This is a genomic window from Pontibacillus chungwhensis (assembly GCF_030166655.1).
Lineage (GTDB): Bacteria > Bacillota > Bacilli > Bacillales > BH030062 > Pontibacillus.
The window spans coordinates 2,110,832-2,132,941 of the sequence record NZ_CP126446.1 but is presented as its reverse complement, the minus strand read 5'-3'; the positions used below and the strand labels follow the sequence as shown (position 1 = coordinate 2,132,941).

22 protein-coding genes are annotated in these 22,110 nt (G+C 39.0%); 14 read left to right on the top strand and 8 right to left on the bottom strand.

Going from position 1 to position 22,110, the window contains the following annotated elements; all coding sequences use genetic code 11:
* The first annotated feature begins 82 nt into the window (after positions 1-82).
* The 6 genes from QNI29_RS10975 (at position 83) to QNI29_RS10950 (ending at position 7,289) form a co-directional block, all read left to right on the top strand.
* Positions 83-1,708 (top strand): ABC-F family ATP-binding cassette domain-containing protein, encoded by a 1,626-nt coding sequence (locus QNI29_RS10975; RefSeq protein WP_231416525.1) that lies wholly within the window; start codon positions 83-85, stop codon positions 1,706-1,708.
* Between the two features lie 181 nt (positions 1,709-1,889).
* Positions 1,890-2,768 (top strand): DUF1206 domain-containing protein, encoded by an 879-nt coding sequence (locus tag QNI29_RS10970; protein WP_231416524.1) that lies wholly within the window; start codon positions 1,890-1,892, stop codon positions 2,766-2,768.
* Positions 2,769-2,899: 131 nt separating this feature from the next.
* Positions 2,900-5,065: a PAS domain S-box protein gene (locus tag QNI29_RS10965; protein WP_231416523.1), complete on the top strand. Its 2,166-nt coding sequence runs from the start codon at positions 2,900-2,902 to the stop codon at positions 5,063-5,065.
* Positions 5,066-5,243: 178 nt separating this feature from the next.
* The gene (locus tag QNI29_RS10960) at positions 5,244-5,522 is read left to right on the top strand and encodes a YhdT family protein (RefSeq protein ID WP_231416522.1); all 279 of its coding nucleotides are present in this window, start codon (positions 5,244-5,246) and stop codon (positions 5,520-5,522) included.
* Entirely contained in the window at positions 5,519-6,961 is a 1,443-nt protein-coding gene (panF, locus tag QNI29_RS10955) for a sodium/pantothenate symporter (RefSeq protein WP_231416521.1), read from the top strand. The genes QNI29_RS10960 and panF overlap by 4 nt, the downstream gene beginning before the upstream one ends.
* Before the next feature lie 136 nt (positions 6,962-7,097).
* Complete coding sequence (locus QNI29_RS10950) at positions 7,098-7,289, top strand: YfhD family protein (protein ID WP_231416520.1); 192 nt, start codon at positions 7,098-7,100, stop codon at positions 7,287-7,289.
* Between the two features lie 47 nt (positions 7,290-7,336).
* On the opposite strand, the gene QNI29_RS10945 is transcribed toward QNI29_RS10950, so the two are convergent.
* Both QNI29_RS10945 and adh read right to left on the bottom strand, forming a co-directional pair.
* Positions 7,337-7,666 carry a DUF779 domain-containing protein gene (locus QNI29_RS10945; protein WP_231416519.1) on the bottom strand — a complete coding sequence of 110 codons (330 nt, stop codon included), beginning with the start codon at positions 7,664-7,666 and terminating at the stop codon, positions 7,337-7,339.
* 1 nt (position 7,667) lies between these two features.
* Positions 7,668-9,188, bottom strand: coding sequence for an aldehyde dehydrogenase (adh, locus tag QNI29_RS10940; RefSeq protein WP_231416518.1), 1,521 nt, complete (start codon positions 9,186-9,188; stop codon positions 7,668-7,670).
* 212 nt (positions 9,189-9,400) lie between these two features.
* On the opposite strand from adh, the gene QNI29_RS10935 reads away from it, so the two are divergent.
* Entirely contained in the window at positions 9,401-9,925 is a 525-nt protein-coding gene (locus tag QNI29_RS10935) for a type 1 glutamine amidotransferase domain-containing protein (RefSeq protein ID WP_231416517.1), read from the top strand.
* 56 nt (positions 9,926-9,981) lie between these two features.
* Here the strand turns inward: QNI29_RS10935 and QNI29_RS10930 are convergent, their stop codons facing one another.
* Positions 9,982-11,100 carry a nitric oxide synthase oxygenase gene (locus tag QNI29_RS10930; protein ID WP_231416516.1) on the bottom strand — a complete coding sequence of 373 codons (1,119 nt, stop codon included), beginning with the start codon at positions 11,098-11,100 and terminating at the stop codon, positions 9,982-9,984.
* A gap of 117 nt (positions 11,101-11,217) precedes the next feature.
* Between QNI29_RS10930 and uvsE the strand changes: the two genes are divergently transcribed.
* From uvsE to QNI29_RS10910, 4 genes are all read left to right on the top strand, one after another.
* A complete protein-coding gene (gene uvsE, locus QNI29_RS10925) occupies positions 11,218-12,186 on the top strand; it encodes a UV DNA damage repair endonuclease UvsE (protein WP_231416515.1) in 969 nt (322 codons plus the stop codon).
* 75 nt (positions 12,187-12,261) lie between these two features.
* Complete coding sequence (locus QNI29_RS10920; protein WP_231416514.1) at positions 12,262-13,176, top strand: formate/nitrite transporter family protein; 915 nt, start codon at positions 12,262-12,264, stop codon at positions 13,174-13,176.
* A gap of 113 nt (positions 13,177-13,289) precedes the next feature.
* Positions 13,290-14,288 (top strand): LLM class flavin-dependent oxidoreductase, encoded by a 999-nt coding sequence (locus tag QNI29_RS10915; RefSeq protein WP_284526995.1) that lies wholly within the window; start codon positions 13,290-13,292, stop codon positions 14,286-14,288.
* 137 nt (positions 14,289-14,425) lie between these two features.
* On the top strand, positions 14,426-15,739 hold the full coding sequence (locus tag QNI29_RS10910; RefSeq protein WP_231416512.1) for a lysine N(6)-hydroxylase/L-ornithine N(5)-oxygenase family protein: 1,314 nt from the start codon (positions 14,426-14,428) through the stop codon (positions 15,737-15,739).
* Positions 15,740-15,787: 48 nt separating this feature from the next.
* Here the strand turns inward: QNI29_RS10910 and QNI29_RS10905 are convergent, their stop codons facing one another.
* The 3 genes from QNI29_RS10905 to QNI29_RS10895 all read right to left on the bottom strand — a co-directional run bounded on the left by QNI29_RS10905 (position 15,788) and on the right by QNI29_RS10895 (position 17,452).
* Complete coding sequence (locus QNI29_RS10905) at positions 15,788-16,153, bottom strand: DUF4363 family protein (RefSeq protein WP_231416511.1); 366 nt, start codon at positions 16,151-16,153, stop codon at positions 15,788-15,790.
* Positions 16,154-16,170: 17 nt separating this feature from the next.
* A complete protein-coding gene (locus QNI29_RS10900; protein ID WP_231416510.1) occupies positions 16,171-16,902 on the bottom strand; it encodes a YetF domain-containing protein in 732 nt (243 codons plus the stop codon).
* A gap of 112 nt (positions 16,903-17,014) precedes the next feature.
* Positions 17,015-17,452, bottom strand: a complete 438-nt coding sequence (locus QNI29_RS10895; RefSeq protein WP_231416509.1) for a YaiI/YqxD family protein — start codon at positions 17,450-17,452, stop codon at positions 17,015-17,017.
* A gap of 110 nt (positions 17,453-17,562) precedes the next feature.
* Here QNI29_RS10895 and QNI29_RS10890 point away from each other — a divergent pair, with 110 nt between their 5' ends.
* Positions 17,563-18,426 (top strand): CvfB family protein, encoded by an 864-nt coding sequence (locus QNI29_RS10890; RefSeq protein WP_231416508.1) that lies wholly within the window; start codon positions 17,563-17,565, stop codon positions 18,424-18,426.
* 10 nt (positions 18,427-18,436) lie between these two features.
* Here QNI29_RS10890 and QNI29_RS10885 read toward each other — a convergent pair whose 3' ends face one another.
* Positions 18,437-19,657, bottom strand: a complete 1,221-nt coding sequence (locus tag QNI29_RS10885; protein WP_284526479.1) for an MFS transporter — start codon at positions 19,655-19,657, stop codon at positions 18,437-18,439.
* Between the two features lie 93 nt (positions 19,658-19,750).
* Positions 19,751-20,056: a protein YxiS gene (locus QNI29_RS10880; protein ID WP_231416506.1), complete on the bottom strand. Its 306-nt coding sequence runs from the start codon at positions 20,054-20,056 to the stop codon at positions 19,751-19,753.
* A 139-nt stretch (positions 20,057-20,195) separates the two neighbouring features.
* Between QNI29_RS10880 and QNI29_RS10875 the strand changes: the two genes are divergently transcribed.
* Positions 20,196-21,278, top strand: coding sequence for a PRK06851 family protein (locus QNI29_RS10875; RefSeq protein WP_231416505.1), 1,083 nt, complete (start codon positions 20,196-20,198; stop codon positions 21,276-21,278).
* A 70-nt stretch (positions 21,279-21,348) separates the two neighbouring features.
* Complete coding sequence (locus tag QNI29_RS10870) at positions 21,349-22,044, top strand: Crp/Fnr family transcriptional regulator (RefSeq protein ID WP_284526478.1); 696 nt, start codon at positions 21,349-21,351, stop codon at positions 22,042-22,044.
* The last annotated feature ends 66 nt before the right edge of the window (positions 22,045-22,110 follow it).

Here is a 22,110-nt window from a genome sequence, read left to right as displayed (position 1 = left end):
CTCGTTGAACCACTATCTATATTGCGTTTACAGTGATATAATCACGATGGTACCATTTAAATATTGGAGGAATACAACCCATATGCTTAATGTAAATAATGTTAGTTTACGATTTGGCGATCAGAAGTTATTCGAAGACGTCAATATAAAATTCACAGCAGGAAACTGTTACGGTTTAATCGGTGCAAATGGCGCTGGTAAATCAACGTTTCTTAAAATCCTTTCCGGCGAGATTGAATCCCAGTCTGGAGATGTTTCATTAGCATCTAATCATCGTATGGCTGTATTGAAACAGAACCACTTTGAATATGAAGAATATGAAGTAATGCAAGTTGTAATGATGGGGTATAAGCGTCTTTATGAAGTAATGCAGGAAAAAAATGAAATTTATATGAAAGCAGATTTCACTGAAGAAGATGGTATGCGTGCAGCAGAACTAGAAGGTGAATTCGCTGAAATGAATGGTTGGGAAGCAGAATCAGATGCAGCAAGATTACTAACGGGTCTTGGTATTACTGAAGAACTTCACACCAAAAAAATGGCGGACCTAACAGGTTCTGAGAAAGTAAAAGTACTTTTAGCTCAAGCACTATTTGGAAATCCGGATGTTCTACTTCTGGATGAGCCTACCAACCACCTTGACCTGCGTGCGATTCAGTGGCTTGAAGAGTTTTTAATTAACTTTGAAGGTACAGTTATCGTGGTTTCTCACGACCGTCACTTCTTAAACAGTGTATGTACTCACATTGCTGACCTTGACTTTGGTAAAATTAATGTCTATGTAGGTAACTACGACTTCTGGTATGAATCCAGTCAGTTAGCTCAAAAGTTAGCAAAAGAAGAGAACAAAAAGAAAGAACAAAAAGCAAAAGAACTAAAAGAATTTATTCAGCGATTTAGCGCGAATAAATCTAAATCTAAACAGGCTACTTCACGTAAGAAACTACTTGATAAAATATCACTTGATGACATTCAACCATCAAGTCGTCGTTATCCTTATGTTGCCTTTAAGCCTGACCGTGAAATTGGTAATGACCTTCTTACTGTAGAAGGGCTTACAAAAACCATTGACGGTGTGAAAGTACTAGATAATGTATCTTTCACTATGAATAAAGACGATAAAATTGCGCTTGTAGGCGATAATGAAATTGCCAAAACAACACTATTTAAAATCATTATGGGAGAAATGGAAGCAGATGAAGGGACGTACAAATGGGGAGTAACCACTTCTCAGAGCTATTTCCCGAAAGATAACTCTGCATTCTTCCAAAACGATGATCAAACTCTAGTCGACTGGTTACGTCAATATTCACCAGAAGATCAGACAGAAACGTTCCTTCGCAGTTTCTTAGGACGTATGCTATTCTCCGGTGAAGAAGTGAAGAAAAAACCAAGCGTGTTATCTGGGGGAGAAAAAGTACGCTGTATGCTTTCTAAGATGATGCTAAGCGGATCAAACGTTCTTCTATTAGATGAACCAACAAACCACTTAGACCTTGAATCCATCACTGCTTTAAACGAAGGGCTTACAAACTTCAAAGGGTCCATGCTTTTCACTTCTCATGACCATCAGTTCATTGATACGATTGCAAACCGAATTATTGAAATCACACCAAATGGTCTAATCGACAAATATATGACGTATGACGAGTATATTAACGATGAGAAAGTAGAACAGCAGCGTAAAGAATTAATGCAAACATCATAAACTTATCTAAAGCCTGGAATATAATATTCCAGGCTTTTTTACATACAAATTGACTAATCTAACACGTAGCCGATTCTGCAACAATATGTGGCACATTGTACCTATTTTAAGAGATGAGAGGTTTCTTATCTTTCCTAAGCGGGGATTGTACAGTATCAATTCAATTAAAGGAGAGGTTATAATGGCAGGTGCGATGAATGACGCGAAGCGTGCTGCTAGACGAACCGAGCAAAAAGCGAACCAGGCTAGTCAGGATGTAAAACCTTGGGTTCGGGGATTTGCACGTTTCGGGTACACAGCCAAAGGCGCCGTTTATGTTTTACTAGGAATCTTATCTTTAATGGCTGCACTAGGTGTTAGCGGAGGAAAAACAACAGGAACAAAAGGTGCTTTAGCCACAATTGCTAGCAAACCTTATGGAAATATCATTCTATGGATCACAGCAGTAGGATTAATTGGATATGTAATGTGGAGAATTATACAGGTAGTGAAAGACCCTGAACACGAAGGGAAAGATACATCAGGTATTGGTAAACGAATTGCTTACTTAATTAGTGGGATCATTTACGGAGCACTAGCTTATAAGGCCATATCACTGGCATCAAGCTCTTTGGGTTCTTCCGGTGGATCTTCAGGTAATTCAAAACAAAGTTTAATTGCGAAAGTTTTATCTCAGCCAACTGGACAATGGATTATTGGAGCAGTGGGTGTCGTCATAATTGGATATGGACTTTATGAAATGTACAAAGGGTTCACGGAGAAATTTAAGAAAGAATTTAAATTTGGTGAAATGAATCAAGGTGAAAAGAAACTTGTTCGACGTACAGGCAAATATGGTCTCTTAGCAAGAGGTGTTGTGATGCTAATCATCGGATATTTCTTTATCCAAATGGCTATGACAGCCAGTTCACAACAAGCAACTGGACTCGATGCTGCGTTAGGAGAATTAGCCTCTCAACCTTATGGTAGATGGTTATTAGGTATCGTTTCTCTTGGCCTTGCATTATTTGGTGTATTCCAGATCTTAAAAGGGAAAAATCGTCACTTAAAGATTTCTTAAATAATAACGAGAGACTCCTCTATTACTGGGGAGTCTTTTTTTTGTTTTCATTTAAAGAAAAAATATGGTTTTACAAGGATAGGGTTTCCAGTACAATAGTAGGAGAAACCTCAGGGAGAAGGGGGCCTATAATGGAATCAATGTTAGCTTCCTATAGTCCGATTTTATTTTTAATTGCTATTTTACTTACCTTAATGACCTCATATACTGCTTTAGATCTATTTACGTTATATAAAACATCTGAACGGAATGGTCAGTTTCTATTTATAGGTGGAATGATTTCAATGGGAATTGGGATCTGGGTTATGAACTTTCTAACCATGCTATCTTCTGATTCATATAATGTGATGAATAATCAAGTTCCGCTGACTATTTTGTCCGTTGGATTAGGGATCACGTTTGCTGGAATCGCGTTTTATTTTGTTACAAATCACTCCGAGAAAGTAATGTATTTATTTCTGGGAAGTTTTTTCTTAACGATGGGGGTGTTCGCAACCCATGTGACAGGGATGTACACATTAAAATCATCTGTTTATTACCAGCCATTTATTCTCAGTTGGTCGTTAATCCTTCTATATGGATCTTTTCTATTAGCATTATGGATTTTATTTTACTATAAGAACTTAATTTATTCTAAAAACCCTTGGTTAAAACCCATTAGTTCCATCATTATTACAGGAGCAATTGTAGAAGGGTATTTCTTATTATCGAAATCAGTTTCCTTTGAGGAAGCCGTCATTACAAATGGTTTACCCGTTACTGGTAATCATTCTTTCTCTGTCTATTTCTTGTTATTTATGTCGGTATTAATCATTGCAGGAGTGCTCGTCTCTAGTACCTTATTAAATACAAGATTAGCATCAAAAGATACGTATGTTAGAGATATCACATTTGCTCTTGATCAATCATCCATTGTAGCCATAACAGACTCGAAAGGTATCATTACATATGTGAATCAAAAATTTTGTGAGATATCTGGTTATAAAGAAGATGAACTTATTGGTCAAGATCATAGCCTAATAAGTTCTGGGTATCATTCAAAAGATTTCTTTAAAGAACTTTGGAAAACGATAGGAACAGGACAGGTGTGGAAGGGAGAAATTAAAAACCAAGCGAAAGACGGGTCCTACTATTGGGTAGATACCACAATTGTTCCCTTTCTGAATGCTAAAGGAAAACCCTATCAGTATATAGCCATTCGATCAAATATTACCACAAGGAAAGAAGCAGAGCACCAACTTCGAAACGCGCTTAAAGAAGTACAAGATATTGAGTTTGCATTAAACCAATCAACGATTGTGGCTATTACAGATGAAAAAGGTAAAATCAAAACGGTAAATGATAAGTTCTGTGAAATATCTGGCTATACACGTGGAGAGCTAATCGGGGAAGATCATCGCATTTTGAATTCTTCCTATCATCCATCTCAGTTCTTCAAACAACTATGGAAGTCAATTGGCACAGGCCATGTTTGGAGAGGTGAAATTAGGAACAAAAAGAAAGATGGGACATTTTATTGGGTTGATACAACAATCATTCCGTTCATGAACGAAAGTGGAAAACCGTATCAATACTTATCCATTCGCAATGATATTACAGAGCGCAAAAAGACAGAAGAAGTGTTGCATCGACAAGATAAATTAGCAGCAGTAGGTCAACTAGCTGCAGGAGTTGCACACGAGATACGGAACCCCCTTACTTCAATGAGAGGGTATGCCGAATATCTTCAATTAGACGAGGAGGATCTTAATAGGAGAGATCTGCTCGATATTATTGTTGATGAAATTGAAAGGGTCAACGTCATTGTTGAAGAGTTTATGGTCTTATCAAAGCCGAGAGCCGTTCATTTAGAGGAAAAGAGAATAACCCCAATTATCCAAAACGTCTTATCATTATTAAATTATCAGGCCCGAAAAAATAAAGTATCCTTACAATTCCAAGAACCGAACGAGTCACCACTCCTTCATTGTGACGAGGACAGATTAAAACAAGTGTTTTTAAATCTTGTGAAAAATGGAATTGAAGCCAATGAACCTGGCGGTGAAGTAACGATCTTTATGGAATCATCAGACGAATTCTTAACGATATATGTACGTGATACAGGGGAAGGCATCCCAGAACATCAATTGAAACAGCTTGGGGAACCATTCTATACAACAAAAGAAAACGGGAACGGGTTGGGATTAATGATGACTTATAAAATCATTGAAAGTCATAACGGATCCATACGTGTAGAGAGTAAAAAAGGTCAAGGAACAACTTTCATTGTTTCGCTTCCAGTTCTAAGGGAAAATTGATTGTGAGTAAAAAAAGGAACGACTTCGTCGTTCTTTTTTTATTATTGAAAATCATGAACTTTTACCTTTTCATAGAGCCTAAAAACCGATATGATAACTAGTGCCACCGACATAAACGTTGTCGATTGGGGAGATTTTATGGTGATAAATCTCCAACATAAAAAGAGGAGGGACCTATGTGAAAAACAATAGTAGTGATCCCAGGTATAAAATCGCTCATCGCGAAGCTTTAATTGGAGTCGGTTTAGCCTTAATTAATTTTATATGGTGGTTTGCTTTTGCATACGGACTAGGGGACCGTTCTCCTGAAGATTATACGTATATACTTGGTTTACCCTCGTGGTTTGTTTATAGCTGCATAGGTGGATTCATTTTGATGGCTGTACTTGTTACATTTGTGGTAACCGTGTGGTTTAAAGAAGTTCCTTTCGATCAAGAGGAAGGAGGACAAGAATGAATCTGTCTGTCATTATTCCATTATTACTATTTTTAGTTGTCATTTTTATGATTGGATTATGGAGCAGTCGGGAGCTACATGCTTCTAATACTTTCTTAGAAGATTATTTTCTTGGTGGCCGTCAGCTAGGCGGATTTATCCTAGCTATGACAATGACCGCTACATACGGAAGTGCAAGCAGTTTTGTTGGAGGGCCTGGTGTAGCATATACCCAAGGGCTTGGCTGGGTTTTGCTTGCTATGAGTCAAGTGGCAACAGGATATTTTGTACTCATGATACTCGGAAAGAAATTTGCGATTATGTCAAGAAAATACAATGCCGTTACGCTAATCGATTTCCTAAAGGAAAGGTACCAAAGTAAATGGGTTGTGATTACTTCAGCCTTAAGTATCATCATTTTCTTATTTTCTGCCATGGCTGCCCAATGGGTAGGTGGAGCTAGGCTTATTGAATCCATTACAGGCCTGTCCTACACGAGTGCTCTTTTCTTATTCGCTTTATCTGTGTTGGTCTATGTCATTATTGGAGGATTCCGAGCCGTTGCCCTTACGGATACCGTTCAAGGAATTGTGATGTTCTTTGGGACTCTCATACTTCTTATAGCGACGATCATTGCAGGAGGAGGGGTTCCTTCCATTGTGGCTGACTTATCGGCAGAAAATCCTAACTTATTAACTCCTTATGGAGCTAATCTTGATCTAAGTCCGAGCTATGTATCCTCTTTTTGGATACTAGTGGGCGTGGGTGTCGTAGGGTTGCCACAGGTTACCGTTAGAGCTATGTCGTATAAAAGTTCTAAAGCTATGCATCGTGCGCTAATTATCGGAACGATTGTTGTAGGCTTTATCATGTTAAACATGCATTTAATAGGTGTGTTTGCACGACCTATCCTTCCAGGGATTGAAGTCGGAGACAAAGTTATGCCACTTATTGCGCAAGAAGTGCTTCCTCCTTGGTTAGCGGGAATCGTACTTGCAGCTCCAATGGCTGCCATTATGTCTACAGTGGATTCCTTATTACTTCTCGTCAGTTCAGCCATTGTTAAAGATGTCTACTTAAATTATATAAAACCAGAAGCAAGTAATCATAAGGTTAAACAGTTAAGTATTACCATCACTGCTGTTCTCGGGATCCTGGTATTTTTAATGGCGTTAAATCCTCCTGATCTTCTAATTTGGTTAAATCTGTTCGCGTTTGGTGGATTAGAAGCTGTATTCATATGGCCAGTCGTTCTGGGATTGTACTGGTCGAAAGGGAACAAGTACGGAGCATTAGCTTCTATGCTAGTAGGGATCAGTTCATATATTGCTATCGATCAATGGACAAGCTCCCCACTGTTTGGTATGCATACTGTTGTGATGCCAGTACTTTTATCATTAGTGATTTACATTCTTGTCAGTTTATTTACTCAACAGAAGACCAATGAAAACCTTCTATAAGTAATATAAATAACCCCATGACTTTTTAAAGTTATGGGGTTATCTCATTTAACTTTTTTTCATAACCTTTACCAATTAACACATACTAAGCAGGGGCCAAATAAGACCCCTATTCCATATATGAGGTGAATCTTTTATGACAAGAGGACAAAGTAAAAAAGGGAAAAACAAAAATAAAACACGTGATCTTTCTCAAACACCGAAGCATGACATTGTTGAAGACGGACGCGATGTAGAATTCTCACAAGAATTCGCAGATGAGGCGGATCGTAAAGCGCAAGAGCGCTCAAAAGAAGCAGACCAACGTGCGAAACATCATAATGAATAATGGTTAAACGTAAAGGCTGTTCCATAGCGGAACAGCCTTTTTATTTACTATTTAGGAAGCACTTTAGAGCGTGTTAAGAAACGCACGCCTTCTGGTCCCTCTAATGAAAACATACCCCCACGTCCTTCTACAACATCGATGATCAGCTGAGTATGTTTCCAATACTCATATTGTTTTTTGTTCATATAGAAAGGGCAACCTCCAATGTCACCTAGATGGACATCCGATTTTCCGATTAAAAAATCTCCTTCCGGGTAACACATGGGGGAGCTGCCATCACAACATCCACCTGACTGATGAAATAAAAGAGGGCCATGTTTGGCTTTTAACTTTTCAATAAGTTCAAGAGCCTCTTCTGTTGCTAGCACTTGTTCCATTTTAATAAAATCCTAATTTCTTCGGACTATAACTCACGAGCATATTTTTAGTTTGTTGGTAATGGGAAAGCATCATTTTGTGATTTTCACGCCCAATTCCTGACATTTTATATCCTCCAAACGCTGCATGAGCAGGGTAGGCATGGTAACAATTCGTCCACACACGACCCGCTTCAATCCCACGCCCAAATTGATAAGCGGTATTAATATTTCGCGTCCATACCCCTGCGCCTAATCCATATAGCGTATCATTGGCAATGTTCATCGCTTCTTCCTCAGATTTAAATGTCGTAACGGAAACGACTGGACCAAAAATTTCTTCCTGGAAGACTCTCATATCATTTGATCCTTTAAAGATAGTTGGATTTACGAAGTAACCTTCACTTAAGTCACCTTCTAATGTATTTCTAGATCCACCAATGAGACATTCAGCACCCTCTTCCTTGCCGATTTCCAAATAAGAAAGGATCTTTTCAAGCTGTTCACTAGAGGCTTGTGCCCCCATCATGGTTTCCGTATCCAGAGGATTTCCTTGTTTGATGGACTTAACCCTTTCAATTGCTCGCTCCATAAACTCATCATAGATAGACTCATCGATCAGGGCTCGAGAAGGGCACGTACAGACTTCTCCTTGATTTAAAGCAAACATGATAAATCCTTCAATGGCTTTATCCAGGAAATCATCATCTTTATCCATTACATCTTTAAAGAAGATATTTGGAGATTTACCACCTAATTCAAGTGTAACAGGAATGATATTTTGTGAAGCGTACTGCATAATTAATCGCCCTGTAGTCGTTTCTCCGGTGAAAGCAATTTTTGAAATTCGGTCACTTTGAGCAAGAGGTTTACCTGCTTCTACACCGAATCCGTTTACTATATTCACAACTCCTGGCGGAAGAATATCTTCAATTAACTCCATTAATACCATAATAGAAGCCGGGGTTTGTTCAGCTGGCTTCAATACGACGCAATTCCCAGCGGCTAATGCAGGAGCCAGTTTCCATGTAGCCATTAAGATAGGGAAGTTCCAAGGGATGATTTGCCCAACCACACCAAGTGGCTCATGGAAATGATAGGCAATGGTATCCCCGTCTACTTCACCAATTGAGCCTTCTTGAGCACGAATACATCCTGCAAAGTAACGGAAGTGGTCCACCGCTAATGGGAGATCGGCAGCGAGAGTTTCACGAACCGCTTTCCCATTATCCCATGTTTCTGCTACGGCTAACATCTCTAGGTTATCTTCCATTCGATCAGCTATTTTATTTAAAAGATTTGCTCGTTCTGTCGTTGATGTTTCTCCCCATGATTTCTTCGCTTCATCAGCTGCATCAATTGCCAGGTTGATATCATCTTCCGTCGATCGTGCTACTTCACAGAAGACTTGACCATTAACGGGGCTGACATTTTTGAAGTATTCACCACCAGATGGGGCTGTCCACTTTCCACCAATATAATTCTCATACCGTTCTTTAAATGTAACCTTTGAATTCTGTTCACCTGGATTTGCATAAATCATTATAATTGCCTCCTTAAGTGTATGTACGCTATTGATAGCGCTTTCAAATAATTGAACGACCACTCGGTATAGCTAATAGAGCATTCGTTATTTATATTCTAAATTTTCAGACTAATAGATGCAAGTAAAAAACACTTTACCCTCATCATTGCATTCAAGTAGTGAATCATGTTAAATAGGAAGGGAACTACATGTTAGGAGGACGATCCTTTTTGAGACTACAAGGAAAAAAAGTTATTCAGATTGTAAGTGATGAATTTGAAGACCTTGAACTATGGTATCCTGTTCTACGTTTACGTGAAGAAGGAGCAGAGGTTCATATTGCAGGGGAAAAAGCGAATGAACAATATACAGGGAAATATGGTGTTCCCATTACATCAGATTGTTCTTTCGAAGAGGTAGAAGCTAGTAATTATGATGCAATCCTTGTACCAGGTGGATGGTCCCCGGATAAACTTCGTCGATATGACTCGATTCTTAAAATGGTACAAAGTATGAATGAAGATAAGAAAGTCATCGGCCAAATCTGCCATGCAGGCTGGGTCTTAATTTCTGCGAATATCCTAAATGGCAAACGTGTTACGAGTACACCAGGTATTAAGGATGATATGATGAATGCCGGAGCTGAATGGGTGAATGAAGCTGTGACAGTTGATGGTCATTTGGTATCAAGCCGCAGGCCACCTGACTTACCTGACTATATGAGAGAATATATCCGTGTATTAGAAGAGCAATAAATAAACAAAACGCTTAGACTATGTCTAAGCGTTTTTTTATGTGTGATGCACGGGAATTATATATCTCTGTGAGGACATTTTGGTTTCGGTTCTTCATAAGGATTTGATTGGTATAGGAAGTTAGGGCTCTTCACAGTGTTATCATAGGATTGGTGAAAAATATGAGTAGACGCAGGGGAAATTGGTGGGATTAACCACGTCCAGTCTCCTGTAATGGATCGACCACACCCTCTCTCTTTTTCTTCAAATCGTTTAAATTGACTAGCTGCCGTGTGATGATCGACAATGCTGACACCTTCTTCTTTAAAAGAGTGAAGGACAGCCGTATTTAATTCGAGTAATGCGCGATCCTTCCAGAGAGACCGATTCCTTTTTGTACTCAAGCCCATTCTTGTTGCTATTTCTGGCAACAAGTCATAGCGAAATTCATCAGCCAAATTCCTCGCACCAATCTCAGTTTCCATATACCACCCATTAAAAGGGGCAGCTACATATTCAATGCCTCCAATTTCAAGCATCATATCTGAAATGATAGGTACCGCATACCACTTTAATTGTAAATCTTGAAACCATTCATAATCAGGATGCCTTAGAGGTACCTCTTTCACAAGAGAAAGGGGGACTTCATACCAAACCGGCTTCTTGCCTTTGACCTCTATGACCCAGGGTAAAAGGTCAAAGGCTGTATGGTTCCCTTGCCAACCAATGGATTGGCAATAGTCTGTGAAAGAAAGGGAAGCGGGGTCCCCAATAATACCATCTTCCCCTTGGTAACCTGCATATCGTAAAAGTTGGTGATTTAAAATACGGACAGGGTCTTCTTCTAACTTTCGCGGCTTGAAAACGGATATAGTAGAACGGATTTTCCCTTCATTTGTGGCATAGTCCAAATGGTGACATAGAGCTTGATAGACTTCATCTGCAGAAGAGATATTACGATAATCAAATACTTGTAATGAATCCCAAAACAACCTTCCGATACATCGATTGCTTTGACGCCAGGCCATCTTTGCTCCATACTCTAGTTCTTCAAATGTATGATCATAATGGCCGGTACGGGCGATGTCATAATGTATTTCGCTTAAGCGATCCTGCATTTCTTTATCAGTTCTGCCTAATTCACCATAGCATCTATGTATAAATTGTTCTGCTTCTTGATATAGCTTCTTGTTCACTCACTTATACCTCCGCTAGATGTCTTTTATGCTGATTGTACCATACCTACAATCTTGTACATAAACCCTTTCGCTTGTGAAAAAACTATCTCTAACAACGACCGAGGAGATGAAAAGATGACTAAGTTTCGATTAGGGTACGTAGCTATGAGTGTTCATGTCCAGAATGCGTCCCCGTCTCAAACGATGACTTATCGCCAGTTTTCTGCTTTACAAGACAGAGAAGCTGCAATTCGGAAGCTTGAACGCATTGCTGAGTCTAATCTTGAGAACACATTAAGGTTGTTAAAACATTCAGCCGCTTCTGGTATCACCTTTTTCCGCATGAGTTCTCGCCTGATTCCTCTCGCAACTCATGAGGAGTTATCGGATTGGAATTACATCCAGCCTTTAAAAGAGCACCTAACGGCTATTGGACAGTTTGCTACTGAAAAGGACATGAGAATTGATTTTCACCCTGATCATTTCGTGGTATTAAATAGTCCTGATCAACACAATTTTAAATTTTCACTACTCGTTTTAAAGTACCATTATCGATTGCTTCACGCTATGGGCATTGATCCAACCCATCGCTGCGTGCTGCATCTTGGCGGAGGTTATCAGAATAAAGAAAAAGCATTGGAACAATTTATAGAGAATTGGGCTTATGTACCATCTGGAATTCAGAAAATGGTGATGTTAGAGAATGACGATAAGATATTTACTATGGAAGATTGCTTATATGTTTGTGAGAAGCTCAATATACCGTTCATCTTTGACCTTCATCACCACATGGCCAATCACGTTGAATCAGACTGGACAAAGCAGTGGGAGAGGGTTATTCAAACATGGGAACACTCTTCTTTACCAATAAAGATGCATATATCGAGCCCTAAAAGTTCAAAGGATTTTAAAAGTCATGCGGATCTTGTGGACTATAACATGTTCAAGACGTTTGTGGAATATGTATCGGGTTCAACCAATCAAATTGATTGTATGATAGAAGCCAAACAAAAGGATGAAGCGTTATTTACACTAAGTCGTCAACTTGAAGAGGATCCTGAGATTGTCATGTCTACACCTTCTACTTTTACAATAAGTAAATGATGAGAAACAAGCGGCTCACATGTGATTAAAATTTATAGTTAAAGGGAATAGCCGAGGGAAGTGGAGGGATGAGACATGTCAGAAGACAAACAAGTTAACGATGAAGCACAAACAGATGAAGAACAGGAAGATAAGAATATAGGGACCACAATTGAATCCAGGACGAATCCAGATCGTCCGGGGAGGCAGTTCTACATACCTTCTCAAATTGTTAGTGAATTTGCTCAAAAGGGAAAAGATCACCTTTCAAAACCTTTTCGATCTCAATTTATCCTTGCTTTAACAGCAGGTTCATTTATGACATTTGGTGCACTATTTTCCATTCTTTTGGCCATTGAAGTTGAAGTAAAAGGTTTTTATCATCTTCTTTCAGGCTTTGGTTTTGCAGCAGGGTACGCAATGGTGTTTATATCAGGTTCCGTTCTTTTTACAGAAGTAAATGTTCTACTGCCAACTTATGTCTTTAATGCTATGGAAAAACAAAAAAATATTTTAAAATTTTGGCTTTCTGCTTATATAGGAAACATCATAGGGGCGCTATTTGTGGCCGTATTAATTCAGTTATCTTCATCTCTATCTGATTCCTTTTACACCGAGTTGTCCATGTACTTAGATAAGAAAATGAAGTTTCTTGATCATGGATGGGTTGGATGGTTTCAGATTATCGTTTCAGGGATTCTTGCCAACTGGTTAATTGGTATGGCCGCTTTCTTAACAACATCAGCCAGAGATTTAACAGGGAAAATACTTGGTACCACATTACCTGTCGTTTTGTTCGTAGCCGGTAACTTCCAGCACAGTGCAGCGAACATGGGATATTTCAGTATGGGGATATTAGCTTCTGACCAGTATGAATGGTACGAATTCTTATTCTTAAATCTAATCCCAGCAAGTATTGGGAATATTATAGGCGGAGCGATATTCGTATCCCTAATATTCTCATACGCCTATAAGGACGATATTCAAACCGCTTTAAATAAGAAGGACTAGTCAAACAGAGGACAGTTTACGAACTGTCCTCTTTATAATTGAGCAAACGACTCGAAATATAATTGATTGTATAGGAAAATGCTATAGAAGTACTAAAGAGTTAGGAGAGACCTATAGTGAAACTTAGCGTATTAGACCAAGCTCCCATTTCAAAAGGAAGCACACCAGAACAAACCTTATCCAATACACTTGAGCTGGCTCAATTTACTGAGTCACTTGGCTATTTTCGATACTGGGTTGCTGAGCACCACAATACAAATGGACTTGCCAGCACATCACCTGAAATATTAATAGCTCGAATTGCATCCGTAACGAAAACCATTCGAGTGGGGTCAGGCGGGGTTTTATTGCCTCAATACAGCCCATTAAAGGTAGCTGAAAATTTTAAAATGCTTGAAGCTATGTTTCCTGGTCGTATTGATCTTGGCCTTGGACGTTCCCCGGGTGGTGGCCAAAAGACTCGTTTAGCTCTCACAGACGGAACTCAAAAAATGCTCAGTGCTTTCTCAAGACAAGTAAAAGACCTTCATGGATACTTATATAACACATTACCTGACGATCACCCTTATAAAGGAGTCATTGCTACCCCAGAAACAACTTCCAACCCACAAACATGGGTTTTAGGTTTATCAGAACGAGGTGCTAAACATGCTGCGATTAATGGTACTGGTTTCACATTTGGTCATTTCATTAGTCCGGCGCATTCTTCAGAAGCGATTTCTACTTATTTAGAACGATTCAGGCCATCTCCAGAAAGACAGGACCCATTTATCAATGCTTGTGTGTTTGTAGTCTGTGCACCTACACATGAGGAAGCGGAAGAATTAGCTTTAAGTCAGGATATGTGGTTACTTCAAGTGGAAAAAGGGATCGAAACAAGAGTTCCTTCTGTCCAGGAAGTTAAAGAACACACCTTTACGCAAGAAGAACTTCGAAAGGTTGAGCAAAATAGGAAGAGAGCTGTCATTGGTACCCCCAATGAAGTGAAAGAAAGGTTAGAAACTCTTGCGGCCGAATATCAAGCATCTGAACTATTGCTCATAACAAATATTTACGATTTCGAGAAGAAAAAACAATCCTATAAACTTATAGCGGAAGCTTTTAACCAGTAAACGGAAAGAGAACAATCTTTCCGTTTTTTTATGCCTTCCCCCTTAAAACTCTTAATAGTGAAGAATATGTTACTATTAATAGATGAAAGAAATCAGAATTGCATCATTCTTTAATTGAAAAAGGGGACATGTAAATCATGAGTTCAGACAAAATGTATGACTTAATAGGAGTTGGGGTTGGCCCGTTTAATTTAAGTATGGCTGCTTTGTTAGAGGATCACCCTGAGGTCGATGCTTTATTTTTCGAACAACGATCATCGTTTGATTGGCATCCGGGGATGTTAATTGAAGGTACCAAAATGCAAGTACCTTTTATAGCCGACTTAGTGACGATGGCGAATCCAAAAAGCCATTATTCCTTTTTAAATTACATTAATGAACAAGGAAGAATGTATCCGTTTTATTTCCTGCAGCGCTTAGATATTCCAAGAAGAGAGTATAACGATTATTGCCAATGGGTTGCAAAACAAATAAATGCATGCCAGTTCTCAAGCAGGGTTGATGACGTTCGCTACATAGAAGACAATGAAACGTATTTCGAATTAAATGTGATTGATACAGAAACTGGAGACAAAAGCGTGTATAAAACTAAGCATATTCTTTTAGGTACAGGCAGTTCACCAGTAATGCCTGATTCATTCGATCGGTTACCGAAAGAAGATGTCTTCCATACAGCACACTTCAAGGATCATTTAGAACGATGTAGAACTGCAAGGTCTATTACTGTAATTGGATCTGGACAAAGTGCTGCTGAAGCATTCAGAGAATTATTAAAAGAACAAAGAGAGCATAAGTTTCGCCTCGATTGGATTACGCGTTCGCCTGGATTTGCCTCAATGGAAGAATCAAAATTAAGCCTTGAACACTTTTCACCTGATTATGTAGACTACTTCTACAATCTTCCTCAATCAAAAAAAGACGAAGTGTTTGCAACACAAGGACTATATTATAAAGGGATTAGTACCCATACGGTTACGGATATATATGATCTTCTGTATGAATATTCCGTCGGGGGTGAAGTGCTCGATGTAGGGCTGCAAGTCTTGACTGAGGTAGATGGGATTCATCAGAAAGCTGAAGGGGAAGGATACGAGATAGCTTGCACTCATCATCAAGAAGGAACATCTTTCATTCATGAAACAGAAGTGGTCATTACAGCTACTGGCTATAAACCTTATGTACCGGCGTTTATAAATTCCCTTCAAGATTTAATACAATGGGATGATCAAGGTCGTTACAAAGTAAAGGCAGATTACCGAGTGGAAAAAACAAAAGAGGTAAAGAATGAGATCTATGTGCATAGCGGCATTTCTCATACTCACGGTGTCGGTTCAACAAACCTTGGATTGGCCGTCCATCGTAACAAAATGATTATCAATCATCTGTTAGACAAAGAAGCATATCCTATACCAGATCAGAATGTATTCCAAAACTTCAAGCCTCAATCCTAGATAGACAAAAGAACACATACCACTTAAGAAAAGGTATGTGTTTTTTTATTATCTCCCTAAATTCTCCCACAATGAGTAGAAGTAGTAGATCTCTTGAATAATCGCTTCCTTATCTTGTATTCGTATACTTCCTTCAATTTTAGCAATTACCCCGGCAATGTCTAGCATGTATTCCCGTTCAGCACTAAATTGAATGCGATTGACGACCTTTTTCCATGCTTTCGCTGTATAATCCACTTCTTCTTGCGCCTTTTCCCACTCTTCACCTTTTGTATAATCTTCTAATTTCTGAAAGGACTCAAAGACTCGATCCTGCTCTCCAAATGGCTGTTTCAACCAGAATCCTCCGGTCATAATGACAATAAAGATCGCTAATGTCAAAATAGGGATTGCATATAAAAAAAATCGATTCATGCCTTATTCACCTCACCTTAATAAGGACCTGGATAATCGCTAATATCTTCTTCTTCTCCAACCTTTTCTTCATATAAATCTACATATAACTCTCCGTTCGGTAGATAAAGTGCGTAAAAGACTGATTCTATTCGATGAATTCCTTTCTTCTCCAACTCCTGTTCAATCCATTCTTTCGTAACATTTTTCTGCTCAAGGTTTTGAAGGATGAGCTTCCCTTCCTGGATTAATTCCGTAGCTATCCCACTTTTACTCTTTGAAATGTTTAAATCGGAAGGAGTCACAGGAAGGTATTGAGGTTTAGGCAGTACCGACAGCTTTCCATTAACCTCAATCAAGGCGAATTCAACATCTGTAATATTAAATACACCTCTTTGCCTTAAAAGCATCATAAGCTCTCCAACTTTTATACGCATTTTTTTCAGGTTATCTTCTAGAATCTTCCCATCCTTCACCACGACAGTCGGTTCCCCTTCTAAAACCTTACCGATATAACGATTCTTCATTGAAATAATTTGTAGAACTCCCGTTAATAGGGCATACCCCGTTAATCCGACCCAATGCCCCCATGTAGTAGCGGATAGATCAGTGGCTAAATTAGCTGCAATGGAACCAATTGTAATGCCATTGATATAATCAAAGAAAGTCAGTTGTCCTACTTCTTGCTTTCCAAGTACACGTGTGAAAATAAGTAGCGTAAAGAATGAAAAGATTACCCTCACAACTACGACAAGTGTTTCATCGATCATAAATAAATCCTCCTGAAGGATCAGTATTCCTTTTATCTTCTACGTTATTATAAGATCTATGCTTCCGAATCGATAAAAAAAGCACCCTAGGATCGGGTGCTGTAAGCTGAGGTTATGTTATGTATTGAATCAGAAGCTGCCGGAATTTTTCTCGGTCTTTTGACGTAAGTGCTTTTGGCCCTTTCGTTCGCTTGCCACTCTTTCTGGCCTGGGCACTGGCATGACGGGTAATTAAAAGCCGATCAATATTATCATGAGTATAAGCAAAGCCACTGTGGTGAAGAACAATGCAGCCTTTTGAAAGCGCCAATGAAGCGAGACCGTAATCTTGAGTAATAATCAGATCACCTTTTTGAGCTAATTGCATAATTCGGTAATCTGCCGCTTCAGCTCCAGTATCTACATAAATGGTGTCAACACCAGGGGGCTCCTCTTTATTTGAATAGTGGGAAAAGCTCTTCACAAGTGTTACATCCAAGCTTTGTTTTCTGGCTTCCTCAATTATGATTTCTTTAACAGGGCAGGCATCTGCATCGACGTATATATGCATACCCACACCTCCTTTCAAGGGGGTCAGTAAAGTATTTAAAGTAAGGGACTAAAAAGCTTTCTCAAGATATGCTATAATGGACGAATCTAGGAAAGGAAGTAGGCTAACGAATGACAGAATTACAAGTAGGTACAACACAAACGTTTACCGTTTCAAGAGTAATTGAAACAGGCTACGTGTTGGGCCTTAATGATCAGGAAGTACTATTGCATACAAATGAAGCTGCAAAGGAATTGGAAGTCGGTGAAGACGTCCTCGTATTCCTTTATCATACGAAAAAAGGGACCATGGCTGCAACTATGTCTATTCCAACTATATCCTTTGAGCGATATGATTGGGTAGAAGTAAAAGAAGCTGTTAGGCGCTTAGGTGTCTTTGTGGACATTGGCATTAGCAAAGATATCCTCGTTTCAGAGGATGACCTTCCTCTATTTGAACAAGTTTGGCCACAAGCTGGCGACAAATTGTTCGTGTGTTTATCGAAAGACCAAAAAGGACGTTTACTAGCTAAACCCGCCACTGAAAACGTAATGGAAGGATATAGCGAACCAGCTCCAGAGTCCGTACTCCATCAGTTTATAAGCGGTCATATTTACCGTTCCACTAAAGTAGGATCTTTCCTAATGACAGAAGAAGGATACCGTGGTTTTATTCATTATTCTGAGCGAAAAGAAGAACCTCGTTTAGGCGAATGGGTAAAAGGGCGAGTGATTGATGTCAAAAGCGTTGGTTCCATTAACGTTTCCCTACGCCCTGTAAAAGAAGAGGCTCTAGGTCAGGACGCTGAAGATATTCTTGCCTTCATGAACGAGCGCGGAGGGAAAATGTTCTTCACAGATAAGAGTGATCCAGAAGAGATTCGCGACACGTTCGATATTAGTAAAGCTGCGTTTAAGCGCGCTCTTGGACGTCTATTAAAACAAGGTAAAATTGAACAAAACGACGGCTTAACCACTTTAAAAGATTCAGAATAAAAATGACGCCCTATAGGGCGTCATTTTTATATACATTCGTTTCTGATAACCGCACAAGCGCTATGAACAATGTTCCTATAAGAAGGAAAGCTGTAAATAGTAGAGCATTTCCTATTCCGAAATAGTCTGCTATTATTCCACCTGTTAACGCTCCGACTGCATATCCACTATCACGCCAAAATCGATAAACCCCAAGAGAAGTCGCACGCCATGTTGGGGATGCTACATCGCTTATACTAGCAATTAAAGTAGGATAGACGAGTGCAGTTCCAATTCCTAACAAGAGTGATGCGATTAACCAGAGGGAAAAATGATTTCCATACAATATACCTAATAGTCCAGCAATTTGAAGGATAACTCCTGAAATGATAAGCCATTTCCGACCCCATTTATCACTTAAAGGGCCGGTAACTAGTTGAAAGATTCCCCAACTAGCAGGGTAGATTGCTATCACCAAACTCATTTGACTCCCTGTTAAAGGAGTTGTAGCGAAGAATAATGGGAACAACCCCCAAGCCACACCGTCTTTAAAGTTTGTCATTAAACCAATGATGCTTGAAGTGGATAGGTTCCGATTTAGAAAAGAAGTTTTAAGGAATACATGTTTAAAAGAAGGTTTCCCCGCTGATTTTGTTGCAGGAATTGACTGCATATCTTTTATGAGAATAGATAAGATCAGTCCTATACCTGCAATAAGAAAACCGATTAGGAATGGTTCAGGTCTTGTGGAATACCTTGCCATCATGTAACCAGAGAATAAAGCTGTTAGAGATAAACCCATATAGCCTGCAAATTCGTTCATCCCGACTGCAATTCCTTTTTGATTGTCCTTAGCCAAATCAATCTTCATATTAACAGTCATAGACCAGGTCAGTCCCTGACTTAATCCTAAAAGGACATTGGCTAAAATGATGATCCACCAGACGTCAGCTATGATTATAAGACAGGGAACAAAGCTTGCAACGATCCACCCGATAATCAATAAGGACTTCCGACCAAACCGATCTGCCAATTGACCTGCTATTAAATTCATTAAAGCTTTGGTCAAACCGAAAGATATGATAAAAGCTAATGATGCCGTTACAGAAGCTATACCAAACTCCTCTTTGGCTAGAACAGGTAAAACCGTTCTCTCTAAGCCTACCATAGACCCCACAAATACGTTTATACACACTAGTGTTATAAAAGTCATTAAGTTTTGACGAATCCCTTTATTTTGGATAACCTCCACACCTCCCCATACGGGTATATGTATAAAATATATCAATCTAAGAAAAGGGAATCAATGATTGTATAAACAAAAAAGAGTAGTGGAACGAAACCACTACTCTTTTTTATCACGTTTATGAATCTCTTCTGTTACCACAAACGCTAAATCATCATTTCCGTATAAGGATAAAACACCGAGAAGGGTTTGGTCCGGAATCGATTCAGCTTCATCTTTAGATACAGTTAGATCAATCCCTTGTTGAAGGGAGGGGTTATCCTTTTGGTCTGGATAGGCTCTAAAATATAATTCTTTAGGATCTAAGTCGTGGTTCACGCACCATTGTGCAAATACAAGAATCATCATTTGTTCATCTTGTTGAAAGTTTTTTATAATTTGTTCTTCTAAATCCTTTTTTTCCATATGTGTGACTCCTTTACTCCAATCAATAGGTCTATTATATCGAGAAAAGGGGCAGGCATACAATCATGAATTTTTAGGCTTTCACCCATCATGAGCCTTTTTCATATGCTAGGGGTATCCATTGAAAGAGGGGGATTTAATGAGTTCAATACATCATCACTACTATGCTTCTGGTCATACAGCTGAAGGGTATTATCGACTTACTGACTCAGTATTGAAAGAAATAAGCAATTGCTATGTTTTAACGGGTGGTCCTGGAACTGGAAAGTCCACTTTCATCCAATCAGTCGCAGAAGAATTGAAAAATAGCGATCATCACTTGGAATATCTCCACGCGCCTTCTGAACCAGGAAGTCTTGATGGGTTAATTATACGTAACCACAATGTAGCTTTAGTGGATGAACAGCTTATAAAGGATACTGATATCGAACATATGAAGGAAAAGCATTTTATCCATTTAAGTGAAGGACTAGATCCAGAACGATTGTCTGAGAATAAAAAAACCATTATTGCTCTTACGAAACAAATTCAGCAGCTAACAGAACAGGCTTATCAAACGTTCCATGCCTCTTTACGCGCTCATGATGACCTTGAAGATATTTATATTTCTTCTATGAATTTTAATGAAGCGAATCTTCTTACGAACGAACTAATTGAACTTTTTTATGGAAAGGAAGACGTATTTAAAGCTCCCAAGATTGAGCATCGTTTCCTTGGAGCCGCAACACCTGAAGGCGCAAAAGATTTTATACAACAGCTCACTCAAAATGTTCAAAAGCGATATTTTATAAAAGGGCGTGCAGGTTCAGGGAAATCTACAATGCTTAAAAAGATCGCTACAGCCGGGGAACAAAAAGGGTATGACGTAGAAATTTATCACTGTGGCTTCGATCCTAACAGTCTTGATATGATTATTCTTCGGGAGCTTGGGATAGCTATCTTTGATTCTACAGCTCCTCATGAATACTTTCCAGACCGGGAAACTGATGAAATTATCGATGTTTACAAAAGGTGCATAACAGAAGGAACAGATGAAACGTTTACAGATGAAATTGCAGAAGCAACGAAGCGTTATAAGGATAAAATGACAGAAGCTATATCAACACTAAAGGATGCTAAGCATGCTCGAGACGAGTTAAAGGCGATCTACTCGAAAGCGATGGATTATTCCCTTGTGAATCAAACAAAAGATAAATGGCTTTCCGATTTCCTACAGTCTTAAAGACCCTCTACGGGTCTTTTTTTATTGAGTCATACTTATTATACTCTTATTGAAAGGGGTGGGAACTTCCATGACACAGAACATGAATCAATTATTAAAACAAATTCCCTTATTCTCTAAACTCGAAGATAGAGATTTAAGTATTCTGAGCACAATTACGACGAAGCGGCTCTATCATAAGAAAGAGATAGTCTTTATGGAAGGTGAAGAACGTGAGGCTGTTTATTTTATTGCTAAAGGTGTCATAAAAACATCTAAATCAGATTTTAATGGAAAAGAGCACATTATCAACTTCCTCCAGGCGGGAGAGATGTTCCCTCACGTAGGTTTTTTTGAAGAAACACCTTATCCTGCTACAGCTGAAGCATTAGAGGAAACAGAACTTTATATCATTCGTATTCAGGATTTTGATCAACTCATGCTGGATCACCCGAATATTGCTGTTCAAGTCATGAAGATTATGGGACAGAAGCTATCCTTACTTACAGAGCGAATCCGAGAGCTCTCAACAAAGGACGTAAGACATCGAGTTATTGCAACGTTAATACGCCTAGGTGAAGAATCAGGAACGAACGGAATAGACCAACCAGTCTCCATTACTATTCCACTTACCAATACGAACCTTGCCAATATGGTCGGATCTACTCGCGAAAGCATCAACCGAGTGCTAAATGAATTGAAGAAGAATGATCTCCTAACGGTAAGCCGTTCATCAATCGAGATCGTAAGCCTATCTGCCTTAAAATCTTCTCTATATCGAAAATGAGTCACAACATTGTCAAAAGAAATGTGATGTATATCACTAAAAAACGTAATTTAATTATTTACAATG

Excerpts from the sequence above, each read along its gene's own strand:
- QNI29_RS10900 (WP_231416510.1), bottom strand. The coding sequence starts at position 16,902 with ATGATCGATGAAACACTTGTCGTAGTTGTGAGGGTAATCTTTTCATTC.
- adh (WP_231416518.1), bottom strand. The coding sequence starts at position 9,188 with ATGATTTATGCAAATCCAGGTGAACAGAATTCAAAGGTTACATTTAAA.
- uvsE (WP_231416515.1), top strand. The coding sequence starts at position 11,218 with ATGACTAAGTTTCGATTAGGGTACGTAGCTATGAGTGTTCATGTCCAG.
- QNI29_RS10950 (WP_231416520.1), top strand. The coding sequence starts at position 7,098 with ATGACAAGAGGACAAAGTAAAAAAGGGAAAAACAAAAATAAAACACGT.
- QNI29_RS10965 (WP_231416523.1), top strand. The coding sequence starts at position 2,900 with ATGGAATCAATGTTAGCTTCCTATAGTCCGATTTTATTTTTAATTGCT.
- QNI29_RS10920 (WP_231416514.1), top strand. The coding sequence starts at position 12,262 with ATGTCAGAAGACAAACAAGTTAACGATGAAGCACAAACAGATGAAGAA.
- panF (WP_231416521.1), top strand. The coding sequence starts at position 5,519 with ATGAATCTGTCTGTCATTATTCCATTATTACTATTTTTAGTTGTCATT.
- QNI29_RS10875 (WP_231416505.1), top strand. The coding sequence starts at position 20,196 with ATGAGTTCAATACATCATCACTACTATGCTTCTGGTCATACAGCTGAA.
- QNI29_RS10905 (WP_231416511.1), bottom strand. The coding sequence starts at position 16,153 with ATGAATCGATTTTTTTTATATGCAATCCCTATTTTGACATTAGCGATC.
- QNI29_RS10975 (WP_231416525.1), top strand. The coding sequence starts at position 83 with ATGCTTAATGTAAATAATGTTAGTTTACGATTTGGCGATCAGAAGTTA.
- QNI29_RS10895 (WP_231416509.1), bottom strand. The coding sequence starts at position 17,452 with ATGCATATATACGTCGATGCAGATGCCTGCCCTGTTAAAGAAATCATA.
- QNI29_RS10945 (WP_231416519.1), bottom strand. The coding sequence starts at position 7,666 with ATGGAACAAGTGCTAGCAACAGAAGAGGCTCTTGAACTTATTGAAAAG.
- QNI29_RS10970 (WP_231416524.1), top strand. The coding sequence starts at position 1,890 with ATGGCAGGTGCGATGAATGACGCGAAGCGTGCTGCTAGACGAACCGAG.
- QNI29_RS10870 (WP_284526478.1), top strand. The coding sequence starts at position 21,349 with ATGACACAGAACATGAATCAATTATTAAAACAAATTCCCTTATTCTCT.
- QNI29_RS10890 (WP_231416508.1), top strand. The coding sequence starts at position 17,563 with ATGACAGAATTACAAGTAGGTACAACACAAACGTTTACCGTTTCAAGA.
- QNI29_RS10880 (WP_231416506.1), bottom strand. The coding sequence starts at position 20,056 with ATGGAAAAAAAGGATTTAGAAGAACAAATTATAAAAAACTTTCAACAA.
- QNI29_RS10910 (WP_231416512.1), top strand. The coding sequence starts at position 14,426 with ATGAGTTCAGACAAAATGTATGACTTAATAGGAGTTGGGGTTGGCCCG.